Origin of the sequence: Pseudomonas sp. B21-048, assembly GCF_024748615.1 — a bacterium.
GTDB lineage: Bacteria > Pseudomonadota > Gammaproteobacteria > Pseudomonadales > Pseudomonadaceae > Aquipseudomonas.
The window spans coordinates 3,874,986-3,891,271 of record NZ_CP087168.1 but is presented as its reverse complement, the minus strand read 5'-3'; the positions used below and the strand labels follow the sequence as shown (position 1 = coordinate 3,891,271).

Annotated in this window: 18 protein-coding genes and 1 riboswitch; of the genes, 15 read left to right on the top strand and 3 right to left on the bottom strand. The window is 61.1% G+C overall.

The window, feature by feature from the left end:
• Positions 1 to 129 precede the first annotated feature (129 nt).
• Both LOY56_RS18280 and LOY56_RS18275 read left to right on the top strand, forming a co-directional pair.
• Complete coding sequence (locus LOY56_RS18280; RefSeq protein ID WP_258616237.1) at positions 130 to 768, top strand: C40 family peptidase; 639 nt, start codon at positions 130 to 132, stop codon at positions 766 to 768.
• A 165-nt stretch (positions 769 to 933) separates the two neighbouring features.
• Positions 934 to 1,470: a C40 family peptidase gene (locus LOY56_RS18275; protein WP_258616235.1), complete on the top strand. Its 537-nt coding sequence runs from the start codon at positions 934 to 936 to the stop codon at positions 1,468 to 1,470.
• Positions 1,471 to 1,573: 103 nt separating this feature from the next.
• Here the strand turns inward: LOY56_RS18275 and LOY56_RS18270 are convergent, their stop codons facing one another.
• Together LOY56_RS18270 and LOY56_RS18265 are read right to left on the bottom strand one after the other, a co-directional pair.
• Positions 1,574 to 2,887, bottom strand: coding sequence for a sorbosone dehydrogenase family protein (locus tag LOY56_RS18270; protein WP_258616234.1), 1,314 nt, complete (start codon positions 2,885 to 2,887; stop codon positions 1,574 to 1,576).
• Between the two features lie 68 nt (positions 2,888 to 2,955).
• Entirely contained in the window at positions 2,956 to 3,540 is a 585-nt protein-coding gene (locus tag LOY56_RS18265) for a hypothetical protein (protein WP_258616231.1), read from the bottom strand.
• Between the two features lie 156 nt (positions 3,541 to 3,696).
• A riboswitch (cobalamin riboswitch) is annotated at positions 3,697 to 3,931 on the top strand.
• Between the two features lie 80 nt (positions 3,932 to 4,011).
• Here LOY56_RS18265 and cobO point away from each other — a divergent pair.
• The 13 genes from cobO to LOY56_RS18200 all read left to right on the top strand — a co-directional run bounded on the left by cobO (position 4,012) and on the right by LOY56_RS18200 (position 14,849).
• Entirely contained in the window at positions 4,012 to 4,623 is a 612-nt protein-coding gene (gene cobO / locus LOY56_RS18260) for a cob(I)yrinic acid a,c-diamide adenosyltransferase (RefSeq protein WP_008071512.1), read from the top strand.
• A gap of 10 nt (positions 4,624 to 4,633) precedes the next feature.
• Positions 4,634 to 5,959: a cobyrinate a,c-diamide synthase gene (locus LOY56_RS18255; RefSeq protein ID WP_258616229.1), complete on the top strand. Its 1,326-nt coding sequence runs from the start codon at positions 4,634 to 4,636 to the stop codon at positions 5,957 to 5,959.
• Positions 5,956 to 6,606: a 5,6-dimethylbenzimidazole synthase gene (gene bluB, locus LOY56_RS18250; protein WP_258616228.1), complete on the top strand. Its 651-nt coding sequence runs from the start codon at positions 5,956 to 5,958 to the stop codon at positions 6,604 to 6,606. Before LOY56_RS18255 ends, bluB begins: the two co-directional genes overlap by 4 nt.
• Positions 6,603 to 7,511, top strand: coding sequence for an adenosylcobinamide-phosphate synthase CbiB (gene cbiB, locus LOY56_RS18245; protein ID WP_258616226.1), 909 nt, complete (start codon positions 6,603 to 6,605; stop codon positions 7,509 to 7,511). Before bluB ends, cbiB begins: the two co-directional genes overlap by 4 nt.
• Positions 7,504 to 8,496, top strand: a complete 993-nt coding sequence (cobD, locus tag LOY56_RS18240; RefSeq protein WP_258616225.1) for a threonine-phosphate decarboxylase CobD — start codon at positions 7,504 to 7,506, stop codon at positions 8,494 to 8,496. The genes cbiB and cobD overlap by 8 nt, the downstream gene beginning before the upstream one ends.
• Before the next feature lie 8 nt (positions 8,497 to 8,504).
• Positions 8,505 to 9,965 carry a cobyric acid synthase gene (locus LOY56_RS18235; protein ID WP_408980392.1) on the top strand — a complete coding sequence of 487 codons (1,461 nt, stop codon included), beginning with the start codon at positions 8,505 to 8,507 and terminating at the stop codon, positions 9,963 to 9,965.
• Positions 9,966 to 10,127: 162 nt separating this feature from the next.
• Positions 10,128 to 10,649: a bifunctional adenosylcobinamide kinase/adenosylcobinamide-phosphate guanylyltransferase gene (cobU, locus tag LOY56_RS18230; RefSeq protein ID WP_258616222.1), complete on the top strand. Its 522-nt coding sequence runs from the start codon at positions 10,128 to 10,130 to the stop codon at positions 10,647 to 10,649.
• Positions 10,646 to 11,701 (top strand): nicotinate-nucleotide--dimethylbenzimidazole phosphoribosyltransferase, encoded by a 1,056-nt coding sequence (gene cobT / locus LOY56_RS18225; protein WP_258616214.1) that lies wholly within the window; start codon positions 10,646 to 10,648, stop codon positions 11,699 to 11,701. The genes cobU and cobT overlap by 4 nt, the downstream gene beginning before the upstream one ends.
• Entirely contained in the window at positions 11,698 to 12,273 is a 576-nt protein-coding gene (cobC, locus tag LOY56_RS18220; protein WP_258616213.1) for an alpha-ribazole phosphatase family protein, read from the top strand. The genes cobT and cobC overlap by 4 nt, the downstream gene beginning before the upstream one ends.
• A gap of 2 nt (positions 12,274 to 12,275) precedes the next feature.
• The gene (locus LOY56_RS18215) at positions 12,276 to 13,013 is read left to right on the top strand and encodes an adenosylcobinamide-GDP ribazoletransferase (RefSeq protein WP_258616210.1); all 738 of its coding nucleotides are present in this window, start codon (positions 12,276 to 12,278) and stop codon (positions 13,011 to 13,013) included.
• A 50-nt stretch (positions 13,014 to 13,063) separates the two neighbouring features.
• Entirely contained in the window at positions 13,064 to 13,468 is a 405-nt protein-coding gene (locus tag LOY56_RS18210; protein ID WP_048394362.1) for a MarR family winged helix-turn-helix transcriptional regulator, read from the top strand.
• A 53-nt stretch (positions 13,469 to 13,521) separates the two neighbouring features.
• A complete protein-coding gene (locus LOY56_RS18205) occupies positions 13,522 to 14,730 on the top strand; it encodes an MFS transporter (RefSeq protein ID WP_258616209.1) in 1,209 nt (402 codons plus the stop codon).
• On the top strand, positions 14,727 to 14,849 hold the full coding sequence (locus tag LOY56_RS18200; protein WP_007898919.1) for a hypothetical protein: 123 nt from the start codon (positions 14,727 to 14,729) through the stop codon (positions 14,847 to 14,849). The genes LOY56_RS18205 and LOY56_RS18200 overlap by 4 nt, the downstream gene beginning before the upstream one ends.
• A 128-nt stretch (positions 14,850 to 14,977) precedes the next feature.
• Here the strand turns inward: LOY56_RS18200 and LOY56_RS18195 are convergent, their stop codons facing one another.
• On the bottom strand, positions 14,978 to 16,249 hold the full coding sequence (locus tag LOY56_RS18195) for an OmpP1/FadL family transporter (protein ID WP_258616206.1): 1,272 nt from the start codon (positions 16,247 to 16,249) through the stop codon (positions 14,978 to 14,980).
• Between the last annotated feature and the right edge of the window lie 37 nt (positions 16,250 to 16,286).

Below are 16,286 nucleotides of genomic sequence, written 5' to 3'. Positions count from 1 at the left end.
AATGGGCTTAGGCGCTTAGATGTAAACGTGAAACCGAGAAGTCACATAAAGATCGATTGAATTTGCAAATGAGGTTGATAGCGGGCATAGTCGCGGCTTCTTTTATAACTATCAGCCACGGTCGTGCCCATGCTAAATCGCTTCGCACCCCTCGTGCCTCTCGCACTCGTCACCCTGTTATTCGGTTGCGCTGCTCACTCGCCAGTGACTCAGCAAGTGCAACAGCAGCAGGTTTCAAATTCAGTTACCGCGCAGTCTTCTTCCGTTCTTTTCCAGGAAGAGCTTGCCAACGATAAGGAACTGGCAGACTTCGCCGGCGGCAAGTCGTACCAGCTTCCGGTTCTGGCCGACAGCATTCTCGAACGTGGCATGTCCCTGATCGGTACCCGTTACCGTTTCGGTGGCACCTCCGAGGCGGGTTTCGACTGCAGCGGCTTCATCGGTTATCTGTTTCGTGAAGAGGCTGGCATGAACCTGCCGCGCTCCACCCGCGAAATGATCAACGTTGATGCTCCTCTGGTTGCTCGCAGCGCCCTCAAGCCAGGTGACCTGCTGTTCTTCGCCACCAATGGTCGTCGCGGTCGTGTCAGTCACGCCGGGATCTACCTGGGTGATAACCAGTTCATCCACTCCAGCAGCCGCAAAAGCGGTGGTGTCCGGATCGATAGCCTGGGCGACAGCTACTGGAGCAAGACCTTCATCGAAGCCAAGCGCGCACTCGCGATGGCGCCGAATACGGCACCGGCTATCGTCACTGCACGCAAGTAAGCGGACAGTTTGTAAGGCGAAGTTAAAGTCTTACTTGAAGTTTGCCGCGTAGCCGCTAGAATCCTGATCTATTATTGATGGCAAACCGCCTGCGTTCTGCGCAGGCGGTTTTCTTTTCTGCCTTCTCGGTGGAAAAAGCCGCAGCCAGATCAGGATGTTCTGTTTATGACGATGTCGGCCCGCCTCGCACTCATGTTCTTCGCAGCGCTGCTCAGCGCCTGCGCCAGCCGCACACCGCCACCTGCGCCGGTGGTTCGCGCTCCGATTGTTTTCGGTCCTTCCCAAGCCTTTTCTCCTGCGGCAGAAGACGTGCTGTTCCGTGCGCTGGGTCTGGTGGGAACGCCGTATCGCTGGGGCGGCAACACGCCGGATTCCGGGTTCGATTGCAGCGGTCTGATCGGTTATGTGTATCGCGATGTCGCCGGCATTTCCTTGCCGCGCTCCACCCGCGAGATGATCGGGATGCAAGCTCCCAGTGTCGGCAAGGAAGGCCTGCAAACCGGCGACCTGATTTTCTTCGCCACCCAGGGCGGCTCCCAGGTCAGCCACGCCGGGATCTACGTCGGCGAAGGCCGCTTCGTCCACGCCCCGGCCACGGGCGGCACGGTCAAGCTGGACAGCTTGTCCAAGGCTTACTGGCAGAAAGCCTATCTGAGCGCCAAGCGCGTCTTGCAGCCTGAACACTTGGCACATAATCCGTAGTGTATGTAGGCGTCTGCCGGAAAAGATCGCAGCCTGCGGCAGCTCCTACGTTGGGATGACGTACACCCTGTAGGAGCTGCCGCAGGCTGCGATCTTTTGACGTTTACTTGGCTGCGGAAACGCGCCACACCTTGTTCCCCACATCATCCGCCACCAGCAAGCCTCCTTGCTGATCGATCACGACACCCACCGGTCGGCCCATGGCTTTTTCCTCGTCATTGAGGAAACCAATGAGCACATCCACCGGCTGCCCGGTCGGTTTGCCGGCGTTGAACGGCACGAAAATCACTTTGTAGCCACTGTGCGGTTTGCGGTTCCACGAGCCGTGCTGGCCGATGAAGGCACCTTGAGTGAACGGCGCGGGCAACTTGCTGCCTTCGGCGAAGGTCAGGCCCAGTGACGCGGTGTGTGGCCCCACCGCGTAGTCTGGCGCAATGGCCTTGGCTACCAGATCAGGGTTTTGCGGCTCGACGCGAATGTCGACGTGCTGGCCGTAATAGCTGTAAGGCCAGCCGTAGAACCCACCGTCCTTCACGGATGTGATGTAGTCCGGCACCAGGTCGCTGCCGATTTCGTCACGCTCGTTGACGGCAGTCCACAGTGCGCCGCTCTGAGGTTCCCAGGCCAGGCCGTTTGGATTGCGAATCCCCGAGGCGAAGATCCGATGGTTGCCGGTGGCGCGGTCCACTTCCCAGATTGCCGCGCGGCCTTCCTCCTGATCCATGCCATTTTCACCGACGTTGCTGTTCGAGCCCACGGTGACGTACAGCTTGCTGCCATCCTTGCTGGCGATGACGTTTTTGGTCCAGTGGTGATTCAGTGTGCCGCCGGGCAAATCGACCACCTTGGTCGGTTGCGACTTGATCGCCGTCTCGCCGTTTTCGTAGTGGAAGCGCAGCAGGCGATCAGTGTCGGCAACGTACAGGTCATTGCCGACCAGGGTCATGCCAAAGGGCGAGTTGAGGTTTTCCAGGAACACCGTGCGGGTTTCGGCGACACCGTCGTGGTCTTTGTCCCGCAGCAGGGTGATGCGGTTCGGGCTGGGGACCCCGGCGCCGGCACGGCCCATGACTTTGCCCATGACCCAACCGCGAATGCCTTTGCCGTCATCGGGTTTTGGCGGCGCATTGGTTTCGGCCACCAGCACATCGCCGTTGGGCAGTACATAGAGCCAGCGCGGGTGCTCGAGGCCTTCGGCAAACGCCGCCACTTGAGTTCCTGCCGCAGCGACAGGTTTCTTGCCTTCAGGCCAGCCGATCGCCGGGGCGATGTTCACCGTCGGGATCAGGGTTTTATTCGGTTCTGGTAGCTTGGGTGAGGGACCTGTGCCGTCCGAGACTTGCAGTCTGGAAGTTTCACCACAAGCGGCGAGCCCTCCGGCGAGCGCGATGATGAACATGAGCTGGGGTTTGCGCATTACTGATCTTCCCTATGAATGCATTGACGTAATCATAGAGAAGCGTAGACGCTCGATGGTTCAACCGGTCAGCCGTGGGCTTCTTTGAAGAGTACGGCGATCCCTGGGTGGTAATTGCCGGCTTCATTGTGCAACTTGCGGTACGCGTAAGGGAAATACCAGGCCACGGCGCAGCTGTGTTCTTTTTGCAGGTCGTCGACCATGTCCTGGAGTTCTTCCGGGGTGGCGCTGTGCTGAGCTTTTTGTGGGGCGACAAACAGACAGCCGAGTTTCAGATCGCTGGCGTAACTGATTCGCTTCGCGTCACTGGTGATGTCCGCCAGCGCCTGAGTCAGGTTCAGGCTATTGACCCGCGGCCAGCGCTGGGTGGTCTGGAGATACGCACGCTGTTCGCTGCTGGCGATAAACAGATCAGCGCGGGCGTTACGTTCGCCTTCTTCGTTCTGCTTGCGGGTCGACGTGTGTTGCAGCGTGACCATTTCTGCCATCCAGGCCGCGGCGCAGAGCAGGCCGAGGTTGGCGTTTTCGTCGTGCCAGTAAGGTGTATCGTTATCGCCGCGCACGGCGTTGTAGCGGTCGATACAGTCAAACCAGCGTTCCAGCACCGGCCGCAGGAATTCCAGCTTCGGATTGCTGATGATCATGCCTTGCATGTGGCTCACCCTTGTTATTGTGTATTGTGAGGTTGTGGCTCTTTGATATCACTGCTGGCAGTGTGGCACAAGATTGGCGTCGGTTAATTGATCGACGGCAGTTATTCGCTCAGCGGCGCCCCGGCTTTAATTGACGCTCCATCCCCAACCCTCTAACCTTCGCGGCTTGTTTCAGGTGCTCTGTGACCTTGGTCGACAGAGTGAAACAGGGAAGCCGGTGAGTGACTATCTTCAAGCAACGAAGAGTCATGATCCCGGCGCTGCCCCCGCAACGGTAAATGAGTGAAGACTGCGCCAAGAGCCACTGTGTCGACTGTCGACATGGGAAGGCGCGCAGCCAGGCCAACGCCGCTCATGAGCCCGGAGACCGGCCTGATTCATCCAACGGCATCACGGTGGGCGATGCCAGGCTTCTTGCCGTCTATGCTTGTGCCTGCCCGCCGTTATCCAGCCTCAACGGAGAGCTCCCCCATGACTGATACCCCCGATCGTGACGAACGCCATCTGGCGCGCATGCTGCGCAAAAAAGCGGTGATCGACGAACGCATCGCCAACTCGCCGAATGAATGCGGTTTGCTGCTGGTGCTTTCCGGCAACGGCAAAGGCAAAAGCAGCTCGGCGTTCGGCATGCTTGCGCGGTCGATGGGCCACGGTATGCAGTGCGGCGTGGTGCAGTTCATCAAAGGGCGCACCAGCACCGGCGAGGAGCTGTTCTTCCGGCGCTTCCCGGAGCAAGTGCGTTTTCATGTGATGGGCGAGGGCTTTACCTGGGAAACCCAGGACCGCCAGCGTGACATCGCCGCCGCCGAAGCCGCGTGGGCGGTGTCCCGCGAATTGCTGCGTGATCCGGCCATTGGCCTGGTGGTGCTTGATGAATTGAACATCGCCCTCAAGCACGGCTACCTCGATCTCGATCAGGTGCTCAGCGACTTGCAGGCCCGTCCGCCGATGCAGCACGTGGTGGTCACCGGTCGTGGCGCCAAACCAGAGATGATCGAGCTGGCCGACACCGTCACTGAAATGGGCATGATCAAGCACGCCTTCCAGGCCGGAATCAAAGCGCAAAAAGGCGTCGAGTTGTGAGCTGCACTTTATGAATAGCCATCGTCAATGCCCGGCGGTACTGATCGCCGCGCCGGCCTCCGGTCAGGGCAAGACCACCGTCACCGCCGCGCTCGCTCGTTTGCATCGTAATCAGGGGCGCAAGGTTCGCGTGTTCAAATGCGGCCCGGATTTTCTCGACCCGATGATTCTCGAGCGCGCCAGCGGTGCACCGGTTTATCAACTTGACATGTGGATGGTCGGCGAGCAGGAAAGTCGGCGTCTATTGTGGGAGGCCGCGGGCGAAGCCGATCTGATCCTCATCGAAGGCGTCATGGGACTGTTCGACGGTACGCCGTCCAGTGCCGATCTGGCGCGGCACTTCGGTGTGCCGGTGCTCGGCGTGATCGACGGCACCGCGATGGCGCAGACGTTTGGCGCGCTGGCCCTGGGCCTTGCGCGTTATCAGCCGGATTTACCGTTTGCCGGTGTGTTGGCCAACCGGGTCGGCACTGTGCGCCATGCGCAGTTGCTCGAAGGCAGCCTGACTGAAGGCTTGCGCTGGTACGGCGCCTTGTCCCGGGAGACCGGGATCGAATTGCCGAGTCGGCATCTCGGCCTGGTTCAGGCCAGCGAGCTGAACGACCTGGATCTGCGCCTTGATGCGGCGGCCGATTCACTGGCCAGCAGTTGCGATGTAACCCTACCGCCGGCTGTGGAATTCGCCGCGCCTGAAATGATCGCCGCCGAACCGTTGCTGGCCGGTGTGCGGATTGCCGTGGCCCGAGACGAAGCTTTCGCGTTTACCTACGGCGCGAGCCTGGATCTGCTGCGGGCCATGGGCGCCGAATTGTCTTTCTTCTCGCCGATCCGCGACACTGAATTGCCGGAGGCAGACAGTCTTTATCTGCCCGGCGGTTACCCCGAATTGCACCATGTGGCGTTGTCACAAAACACGCCGATGCTGACCGCGATCCGTGCTCATCACGCAGCGGGCAAACCGTTGCTGGCCGAGTGTGGCGGCATGCTGTATCTGCTGGATTCCTTGACCGATGTCGAGGGTACTCGCGCTGAACTGGTTGGCTTGCTGGCCGGTGATGCGGTGATGCAGAAGCGTCTTGCCGCGTTGGCGTTGCAGGCGGTCGAATTGCCGGAAGGTTTGTTGCGTGGGCACACGTATCATCACTCGTTGACCAGCACTGAACTTGAGCCGATTGCTCGAGGTTTGAGCCCCAATGGCGGGCGAGGGGCTGAGGCGGTTTATCGGGAAGGGCGGATGACGGCCTCTTATGTGCATTTTTATTTTCCGTCCAATCCATCGGCGATTGCTGCGCTGTTTGTGCCTGACCGTGAAGCCGCCATCGCGAGCAGGCCATGACCGACAACACATTCAGTGATGCCGAACGCGCAGCCGTCTACCGAGCCATCGCCGAACGTCGCGACATGCGTCACTTCAGTGGCGGCTCGGTCGAGCCCGAGTTATTGAGGCGTCTGCTCGAAGCCGCGCATCAGGCCCCGAGTGTTGGCCTGATGCAGCCTTGGCGTTTTATCCGCATCAGCGACCGGGCACTGCGCGGCAAGATTCAGCAACTGGTGGAAGAGGAACGCATCCGCACCGCCGAAGCCCTCGGCGAACGCTCCGACGAATTCATGAAGCTCAAGGTCGAAGGCATCAACGACTGCGCCGAGGTGCTGGTTGCCGCGCTGATGGACGATCGCGAGCGACATATCTTCGGCCGTCGTACATTGCCGGAAATGGACATGGCCTCGCTGTCTTGCGCCATCCAGAACCTTTGGCTGGCGTCCCGCGCCGAAGGCCTGGGCATGGGTTGGGTATCATTGTTCGAGCCACAAGCGCTGGCGGACTTGCTGGGTTTGCCGGCCGGGGCCAAACCTTTGGCCATTCTTTGCCTGGGGCCGGTCGAGGCGTTCTATCCGGCGCCGATGTTGGTACTCGAAGGCTGGGCGCAAGTGCGCCCACTCAGCGAGTTGCTGTATGAAAATTATTGGGGAGTGAGTCAATGAGTGTGGCGTTGTTGAGTGTCGCCGCGGTCGCGCTGGATGCGCTGCTGGGTGAGCCCAAACGCTGGCATCCGCTGGTGGCGTTCGGTCGTTTTGCCGATCGCATCGAACAACGTTTCAACTCCGCTGGCCGTGGCTGGCGCAGTCACGGGGTTACGGCCTGGGTGATGGCGGTCGTGCCGCTGACCTTGCTGGCCACAGCGCTTTCCTGGGCGCCTTACGTTGGCTGGATCGTCGAGATTCTCGTGCTCTATTGCGCCCTCGGTATGCGCAGCCTCGGTGAGCACGTCGAGCCGGTGGCCAAGGCCCTGCGCAGCGATGATCTGATCGAGGCGCGCAAACGCGTCGGCTATCTGGTCAGCCGTCAGACCAGCGAGCTGGATGAAACCGAAGTCGCCCGCGCCGCCACCGAATCGGTGCTGGAGAACGGCAGCGATGCGGTGTTCGCTGCGCTGTTCTGGTTTGCCGTGGCGGGGGCGCCCGGCGTGGTGCTCTATCGTCTGAGCAACACCCTCGATGCGATGTGGGGTTATCGCAACGAACGCTTCGAGCGTTTCGGTTGGGCCGCGGCGAAGATTGATGATGTTCTGAACTACATGCCCGCACGCCTGGTGGCGTTGACCTACGCGCTGCTGGGCAAAACCCGACTGGCGCTGAAGTGCTGGCGTACCCAGGGCCCGACCTGGGACAGCCCGAATGCCGGGCCGGTGATGGCGGCCGGTGCCGGTGCGCTGGGCGTCGAGTTAGGCGGGGCGGCGATTTATCACGGTGAACTGCATCAGCGTCCGCAGTTGGGCGAAGGCGTGCCGGCGGATGCCGATTCTATCGACCGTGGCTGGCAATTGGTCCAGCGCGGGGTATGGTTATGGCTGCTGATTCTTTGCGTGGGGGCTGAGTTCTATGCTTGAGCACGGTGGTCGCTTGCGCAAGGCGGCGCTTGAATATGGCATTGCCGAAGCCGATTGGCTCGACCTGTCCAGTGGCCTGGCGCCTTGGCCATTCCCGGTCCCGGACATCCCGCTGCGGGCTTGGGCGCGGTTGCCGGAAACCGATGACGGGCTGGAGCAGGCTGCCTGCGACTATTACGGTGCGGTCCAAGTGTTGCCGGTGGCCGGCTCGCAAATGGCGATCCAGTTGCTGCCACGTTTGCGCCGGGCCGGCAAGGTCGGCGTGCTGTCGCCGTGTTACGCCGAACACGCCGAAGCCTGGCGTCGCAACGGTTACATCGTGCGTGAAGTGCTGGAGTCGGAAGTCGATTTCTTTCTCGACAGTCTCGACGTGCTGGTGGTGGTCAACCCCAACAATCCCACGGGGTTGAGCCTGACCCCGGCTCGCCTGCTGGATTGGCATTCGCGGCTGGCTCAGCGCGGTGGCTGGCTGGTGGTGGATGAGGCATTCATGGACAACACCCCGCATTTGAGTCTGGCGCCGTTCACCCATCAGATCGGCTTGATCGTGCTGCGCTCCTTTGGCAAATTTTTCGGCCTGGCCGGGGTGCGGCTGGGGTTTGTGCTGGCCGAGCGCAAGTTGCTCAAGCTGCTGGCCGAACAGGTCGGACCTTGGGCGGTCAGCGGACCGACCCGCGTGCTCGGCCAGGCGTGCTTGACGGATACCGAGGGGCACACGCGACAGCGCATTCGTACTGACGAGGCCGGCGAGCGTCTGGCGTTGCTGCTTGAACAGTATGGTTTCAAACCTCAGGGCGGCTGCGCGTTGTTCCAATGGCTGATTACCGAGCGTGCCGAAGCGCTGCATGAATTCATGGCCCGGCGCGGCATTCTGCTGCGGTTGTTCACCCACAACAGCAGCCTGCGGTTTGGCTTGCCCGCCGATGAAGCGGATTGGCTGCGTCTCGAGCAAGCGCTTGAAGCCTGTGTTAAGGAAGCGCAATGACTACGTTGATGGTGCAAGGCGCGACTTTGATGGTGCAAGGCACCACGTCCGACGCCGGTAAAAGCACGCTGGTGACGGCGCTGTGTCGCTGGGTCACGCGTCAGGGTGTGAGCGTCGTGCCGTTCAAGCCGCAGAACATGGCCCTCAACAGTGCGGTGACTGCCGACGGTGGCGAGATTGGCCGTGCTCAAGCGGTGCAGGCCCAGGCCGCTCGCCTCGAGCCGCACACCGACATGAACCCGGTGCTGCTCAAGCCCAATAGCGATACTGGCGCTCAAGTGATCATTCATGGGCGAGCGGTCACCACCATGAATGCCGTCGCCTATCACGACTACAAAGCCATCGCCATGCAGGCGGTACTGGCTTCCCACGAACGGCTGAGCGCAGCGTATCCGGTGGTGATGGTCGAAGGGGCGGGTTCGCCGGCCGAGATCAACCTGCGCGCCGGCGACATCGCCAACATGGGGTTTGCTGAGGCGGTGGATTGCCCGGTCGTGCTGATTGCCGACATCAATCGCGGTGGAGTTTTCGCGCATTTGGTCGGTACGCTGGAGCTGCTGTCGCCCAGCGAACAGGCACGGGTCAAAGGCTTCATCATCAACCGTTTTCGCGGCGACATCGCCTTGCTGCAACCAGGCCTCGATTGGCTGGAGGCGCGCACCGGCAAACCGGTGATCGGCGTTTTGCCGTATGTGATGGACCTGCATCTTGAGGCCGAGGACGGTCTCGATCAGCGTCAGACCGACAAGGCCGATCAAGTGCTCAGCGTGGTGGTGCCGGTACTGCCGCGCATCAGCAACCACACCGATTTCGATCCGCTGCGCCTGCATCCGCAAGTGAATCTGCAATTTATCGGTCCCGGCCAGACGATTCCGTCGGCCGATCTGATCATTCTTCCCGGCTCGAAAAGCGTGCGCAGCGACCTCGCGTATCTGCGGGCCAACGGCTGGGACGCGGCCATCTCGCGGCATTTGCGCTACGGCGGAAAAGTGCTGGGGATCTGCGGCGGTCTGCAAATGCTCGGCGAGCAGGTGCACGACCCGCTGGGCCTCGAAGGCGCGCCGGGTTCCAGTGCCGGTTTGGGCTTGCTGGCGTTCGAAACGCAGCTCGAAGAAGAGAAGCAGTTGCGCAATGTGCGTGGGCGCCTGTCGCTGGAGGATGCGGAGGTCAGCGGCTATGAAATTCATGCCGGCGTGACCACTGGGGCGGCGCTGGAAAACGCCGCGGTGCAGCTCGACGATGGTCGCTGCGATGGCGCGCAAAGTGTCGATGGGCAGATTTTCGGCACGTATCTGCATGGGCTGTTCGAGTCACCGGCGGCATGCAGTGCGCTGTTGCGCTGGGCCGGGTTGCAGGATGTGCAGGAGGTCGATTACCACGCCTTGCGCGAGCGCGATATCGAACGGCTGGCGGATCTGGTGGAGAAGCATCTGGATACCGGGTTGTTGCGGGAGCTCTGTGGGTTTTGAGGTGGCTGCACGGGCCCCATCGCGGGCAAGCCCGCTCCCACAGGTTTCGTGGGTGGACAAAAATCTGTGAACAGCCTCGATCCTTGTGGGAGCGGCGATGCGGCGATCCGACTTGCCCGCGATGAGGCCCGTCCCGACACCAAAGATTTTAAGGAATAGACCATGCTGCAACTGATCCTCGGCGGCGCCCGCTCCGGCAAAAGTCGCCTGGCTGAAAAACTGGCCTCAGACAGTCAACTCCAAGTCACCTACATCGCCACCAGCCAACCCCTGGACGGCGAAATGAACGAACGGGTGGCCCATCATCGCGCCCGTCGTCCAGTCGAATGGGCGTTGATCGAAGAACCGCTGGAACTGGCCCGCGTGCTGCGCGAAAACGCCCGTGCCGATCGTTGCTTGCTGGTGGATTGCCTCACGCTGTGGCTGACCAATCTGCTGATGCTAGACGATGCCGAGCGCTTGTCAGCCGAACGTGAAGTTTTGCTGGACTGCCTGGCATCGTTGCCGGGTGAGATCATTTTTGTCAGCAACGAGACCGGGATGGGTGTCGTACCGCTGGGCGAATTGACTCGCCGCTATGTCGATGAAGCCGGTTGGCTGCATCAAGCCTTGGCCGAGCGCTGTCAGCGAGTCGTCCTGACCGTCGCCGGCCTGCCCCTGACTTTGAAAGGAACTGCGTTATGACTCACTCCTGGTGGCTGAACCCATGCAAGCCAATCGACGCGCAAGCGGTCGAACAGGCGCAGGCGCGTCAACAGCAACTGACCAAGCCTGCCGGCTCGCTCGGCCGGCTCGAATCGGTGGCGGTGCAATTGGCCGGGTTGCAGGGGCAGGTCAAGCCGACGCTCGATCAGCTATGGATCGCGATTTTTGCCGGTGACCATGGTGTGGTCGCCGAAGGCGTGTCGGCGTTTCCGCAGGAGGTCACCGGGCAGATGCTGCACAACTTTGTCAGCGGCGGCGCGGCGATCAGCGTGTTGGCGCGGCAGTTGGGTGCTTCTCTTGAAGTGGTCGACCTCGGCACCGTCACGCCGTCGTTGAATCTGCCGGGTGTGCGTCACCTGAACATCGGCCCGGGCACGGCGAATTTCGTCCATGGGCCGGCGATGACTCAGGCTCAGGGTGAGCTCGCCTTGGAGGCCGGCCGCGACAGTGTGCAGCGCGCCATCGCGGCCGGCGCGCAGTTGTTCATCGGTGGCGAAATGGGCATCGGCAACACCACTTCGGCCAGCGCGTTGGCCTGTGCGTTGCTCGATTGCCCGGTGGTGCATCTGGCCGGGCCGGGTACCGGATTGAACGCGGCGGGTGTCAGCCATAAAGCCGAGGTCATCGAACGCGCCTTGGCGTTGCATGGCGCTCAACGTAGCGATGCGCTGCAGACCTTGTTCAACCTCGGCGGTTTCGAAATCGCTGCGCTGGTCGGCGCGTACCTGGCCTGTGCTCAGGAAGGTGTCGCGGTGTTGGTCGACGGGTTTATTTGCAGTGTCGCCGCGTTGGTGGCGGTGCGTTTGAATCCTGCCTGTCGTGAGTGGTTGTTGTTCGGTCATCGTGGCGCCGAGCCGGGTCATCGCCATGTGCTCGAAACCCTGAACGCTGAACCGTTGCTGGACCTCGGCTTGCGGTTGGGTGAGGGCAGTGGTGCGGCATTGGCCGTGCCATTGTTGCGTCTGGCCTGCGACCTGCACGGGCAGATGGCGACGTTCGCCGAAGCCGCGGTGGCGGATCGCCCGGCATGACTTTGCGCCTGGACCTGTTGCGCCACGGCGAAACCGAACTCGGCGGCGGTTTGCGCGGCAGCCTCGACGATGCGCTGACCGGCAAGGGCTGGGAGCAGATGCGCGCTGCGGTGATCGAGCAGGGGCCCTGGGATCGACTGGTCAGTTCGCCGTTGCAGCGTTGCGCGCGCTTTGCTGAAGAACTGGGGACGCAACTGGGTTTGCCGGTGCAGCTGGATAAGGATCTGCAAGAGCTACACTTTGGCGCCTGGGAAGGGCAGAGCGCGGCGGCGTTGATGGAAACCAGCGCCGAGGCGTTGGGCTTGTTCTGGGCCGATCCTTATTTGTTCACGCCGCCAGACGGTGAGCCGGTGGCGGACTTTTCTGCGCGAGTGCTGGCGGCCATCGAACGGCTGCACGCGGCCTATGCGGGTGAACGAATCTTGCTGATCAGCCATGGCGGCGTCATGCGTTTGTTGCTGGCTCAAGCACGCGGATTGCCACGCGAGCAGTTGCTCAGCGTTGAGGTCGGCCATGGCGCGCTGTTCTCGCTGTCGGTCGAGTCCGGTGTCTTGTTAAGGGAAGCGATTTGACCATGTTGCCGTTCTGGATCGCCCTGCAATTTTTGAGCAGCCTGCCGATTCGTCTGCCGGGCATGCCGGCGCCCGAGGAGCTGGGTCGGTCGCTGCTGTTTTATCCGCTGGTCGGTTTGCTGTTCGGCGCGATTCTGTGGGGGCTGAACTGGCTATTGCTGGGCACGCCATTATTGCTTCACGCCGCACTGCTGCTCTGTGTTTGGGTGGTACTCAGCGGCGCGTTGCATCTGGATGGTCTGGCCGATAGCGCCGATGCTTGGCTCGGTGGCTACGGCGACCGTGAACGCACCCTGACCATCATGAAAGACCCACGTAGCGGGCCGATCGCCGTGGTGACGCTGGTGCTGGTATTGCTGCTCAAGTTCGCCGCATTGCTGGCGCTGATCGAGCAGCAGCACAGCGTGGCCCTGATTATCGTTCCATTGATTAGCCGTAGCGCATTACTGGGATTATTCCTCACCACGCCTTATGTGCGTCCGGGTGGACTGGGGCAGGCGCTGGCCGATCATCTGCCGCGTTTAGCCGGCAAACAGGTGTTGGTGATCAGTGCGGTGGCTTGCGTGTTGATGGCTGGCCTCAGCGGCATAGGGGCGCTTGCGTTGGCGACCGCGCTGTTTGTCTGGTTGCGGCAAGTGATGGTGCGGCGATTGGGCGGGACAACCGGCGATACGGCGGGGGCATTGTTGGAATTGCTGGAGGTGGCGGTGCTAGTGGGGCTTGCACTGCTCCTACGGTAATATGTTTCAAAAAATTTGCTTTCATTTAACCGCGGGTATATACACGCATCATGCTTCCTTCTCAATGTTTGTGTACCAACCTGCGCCGCGCCGCTCGGGGCGTCAGCAGGCATTATGACGGCGCCCTCGACGGCTTCGGGATCAACGTTGCCCAGTATTCTCTGCTGTGCAATCTGCAGCGTCTGGATCAGCCGAGCATCTCGTCTCTGGCCGAGGCCATGGGCCTGGATCGCAGCACCCTTGGGCGCAATCTGCGGGTGTTGGAGGGCGAAGGCCTGGTGACGCTGGTCGAAGGCGAGGATATGCGCAACCGTATTGTCCTGCTCACCGAGACCGGGCGCGAACGTCTGGCAGCGGCCTTGCCGGCTTGGGAAGCGGCGCAGCAGCGGTTGATTGACCGTCTGGGTGCCGAGAAGCGTGAGACCTTGCTGAAACTGCTGGATGAACTGGCCTGAGGCCAGTTTTTTCGGTCTTTAAGCGGGTATATACCCGCTAACGGAGAACAAGAATGACATCAATGTGGCGTACATGCGGTTGGGTGCTGTTGGGCAGTGCGCTGATTCTGGCGTTGTCCCTGGGCGTGCGACACGGCTTCGGGCTGTTTCTGGCGCCCATGAGTGCCGAATTCGGCTGGGGCCGCGAAGTGTTTGCCTTCGCCATTGCCCTGCAGAATCTGATCTGGGGTCTGGCGCAGCCGTTCACCGGTGCGCTGGCCGACCGCTTTGGCGCCGCGAAAGTGGTGTTGATCGGTGGTGTTCTGTACGCCTTGGGTCTGGTGTTCATGGGGCTGTCCGATTCGGCGGTGACCTTGTCCTTGAGCGCCGGGGTGTTGATCGGCATCGGCCTGTCCGGCACCTCGTTTTCGGTCATCCTCGGTGTGGTTGGCCGTGCCGTGCCGCCGGAAAAACGCAGCATAGGCATGGGCATCGCCAGCGCGGCCGGTTCTTTCGGTCAATTCGCCATGTTGCCCGGTACGCTGGGGCTGATCGGCTGGCTTGGCTGGTCCGCGGCATTGCTGGTGTTGGGCCTGGTGGTGGCGCTGATCGTGCCGTTGGTGAGCATGCTCAAGGATAAGCCGCTGCCGGTTCTGGGGCACGAGCAAACCCTCTCTGAAGCGCTACGCGAAGCTTGTTCTCATTCAGGTTTCTGGCTGTTGGCGTTCGGTTTTTTTGTCTGCGGTTTTCAAGTGGTGTTCATTGGCGTGCATCTGCCGGCCTATCTGGTGGACCAACACTTGCCGGCCACTGTCGGCACCACGGTGCTGGCGCTGATCGGGCTGTTCAATATCTTCGGCACCTACACAGCAGGCTGGCTCGGCGGGCGGATGTCCAAACCGCGCCTGCTCACTGCTCTGTATCTGTTGCGGGCGGTGGTGATTGTGCTGTTCCTCTGGGCGCCGGTCACTCAGGTCACGGCTTATTTGTTCGGCATGGCCATGGGCTTTCTCTGGTTGTCGACGGTGCCCTTGACCAACGGCACGGTGGCGACCTTGTTCGGTGTGCGAAATTTGTCCATGCTCGGTGGGATCGTTTTCCTCTTCCACCAGCTCGGCTCGTTCCTCGGCGGCTGGTTGGGCGGGGTGGTGTATGACCGAACCGGGCGTTACGACTTGATCTGGCAGGTAGCTATTCTCTTGAGTCTGGTGGCCGCAGCCCTGAACTGGCCGGTGCGCGAGCAGCCGGTGGCACGTCTGCAAACCCGGATGAGTGCAGCATGAACAGTCTCTGGCCGCGGATGGCTGTCATCGCCATCGGCGTACTGCTGCTGGCCTTGGCGTGGTGGGGCTGGCATCAGGGAGGCCTGGCATTGATGCAGTTGGGCATGGGTGCTTGCTAGCGGTGCAGAGACTGCCAAAGCCCTCGCGTCGAAACCCTGATTGGCAGCCACTAAAAAGCCCCGCCTCTGTACAAGAGAGCGGGGCTTTTCGATTCAGGCGGCGAGCGAGTCAAGCTCGCCGCGAGCCATCAGAAACGATAGGTCGCGCCTACACCGAAACCGTTCGCCCAGTTTTCATACTTGGCGTTGTAAGTCTGGCCACGGTTGTTGCTGTTGTTGACCTTGACCGACTCTTCGCGCAGGTACGAATACGCAAGGTCGATAGTCAGGTCGTCGGTCGGGCTCCAGCCGGCGCCCAGGCTGAAAATCTTGCGATCGCCCGTCGGGATACGTGGGGAACGGTTGACGTTGTTGGTGGGAGCCTGGTCGAAGGACAGGCCGGTACGCAATACCCATTCCTTGTTCAGCTGGTAGGACGCGCCAATGGCGTGAGCCCAGGTGTCGTGCCAATTCTGCTCTTCGGTGATGGTGCCGAACTGGCCATTCAGGAGGCGTGGAACACCTTTGTTGTCGACGGAGATTTCTTTCAGGCGGCTCCAGCGCGTCCAGGTGCTGCCTGCGTAAAGCGTCCACTTGTCATCCAGTTGATGAGTGAGCGAGAGGTCGACCGACTCGGGCGTGGTCAGGTCCAGTGAGGCGTCGTACTTCTGGCTTGGGTTCTGGCCCACTGCCGCGAGAGCGTTGTAGTTCACCTTGGTGTCGCCTTCGAGCTTGTATTTCACTTTCGAGTGGTAGGTCAGGCCGACGCGGGTGCTGTCGGTGGCTTGAACCAGGATGCCGATGTTGTAGCCCAGTGCGGTGTCGTCGCCCTTGATCTTGACCTTGCCGTCCGGCGCGGCCTGGGTGATCGACAGGTTCGATTCCAGGGTGCCGGTAATGCGGTTGATGGTCGGACCGAAGCCGATCGACACCTTGTCGTTGAAGGCATAGCTGACGGTCGGTTGCAAGGTCATGACTTTCACCTCGCTCTTGCTGCCGAAATAACGGCCGGCAAAGCCGTTCTCGTAGTCGGTCACCAGCCCGAACGGGGCGTACATGCCAACGCCGAATGCCCAATGCTCATCGATTGGCTTGACGTAATAGCCCATTGGTACGGCAACGAGGGGAACCATGTCGCCATCGTTGCTGCCGCTGTTGGGTCTGGAGCTCGCGTCGCTGATGTCGGTATGTGCGTCAAGCAGTGCGACGCCGCCAGTTACCTGTTCGCGCTTGAGGCGAGACATGCCGGCAGGGTTGCCAAAAATGGTGCTTGCATCGTCGGCAGAGGAGGATCGCCCGGCAAAACCTGTACCCATACCGCTGATGCTTTGTTCGTTGATGGCAAAGCCACTTGCAAAGAGTTGAGTGGATGCCAAGGCAACGGCGAGGCTAAGGGTGGTTTTGAGCATTACTTTTTTCATTATTAGAACTCCTGGTGATCACCGGGGCGAAAATTAC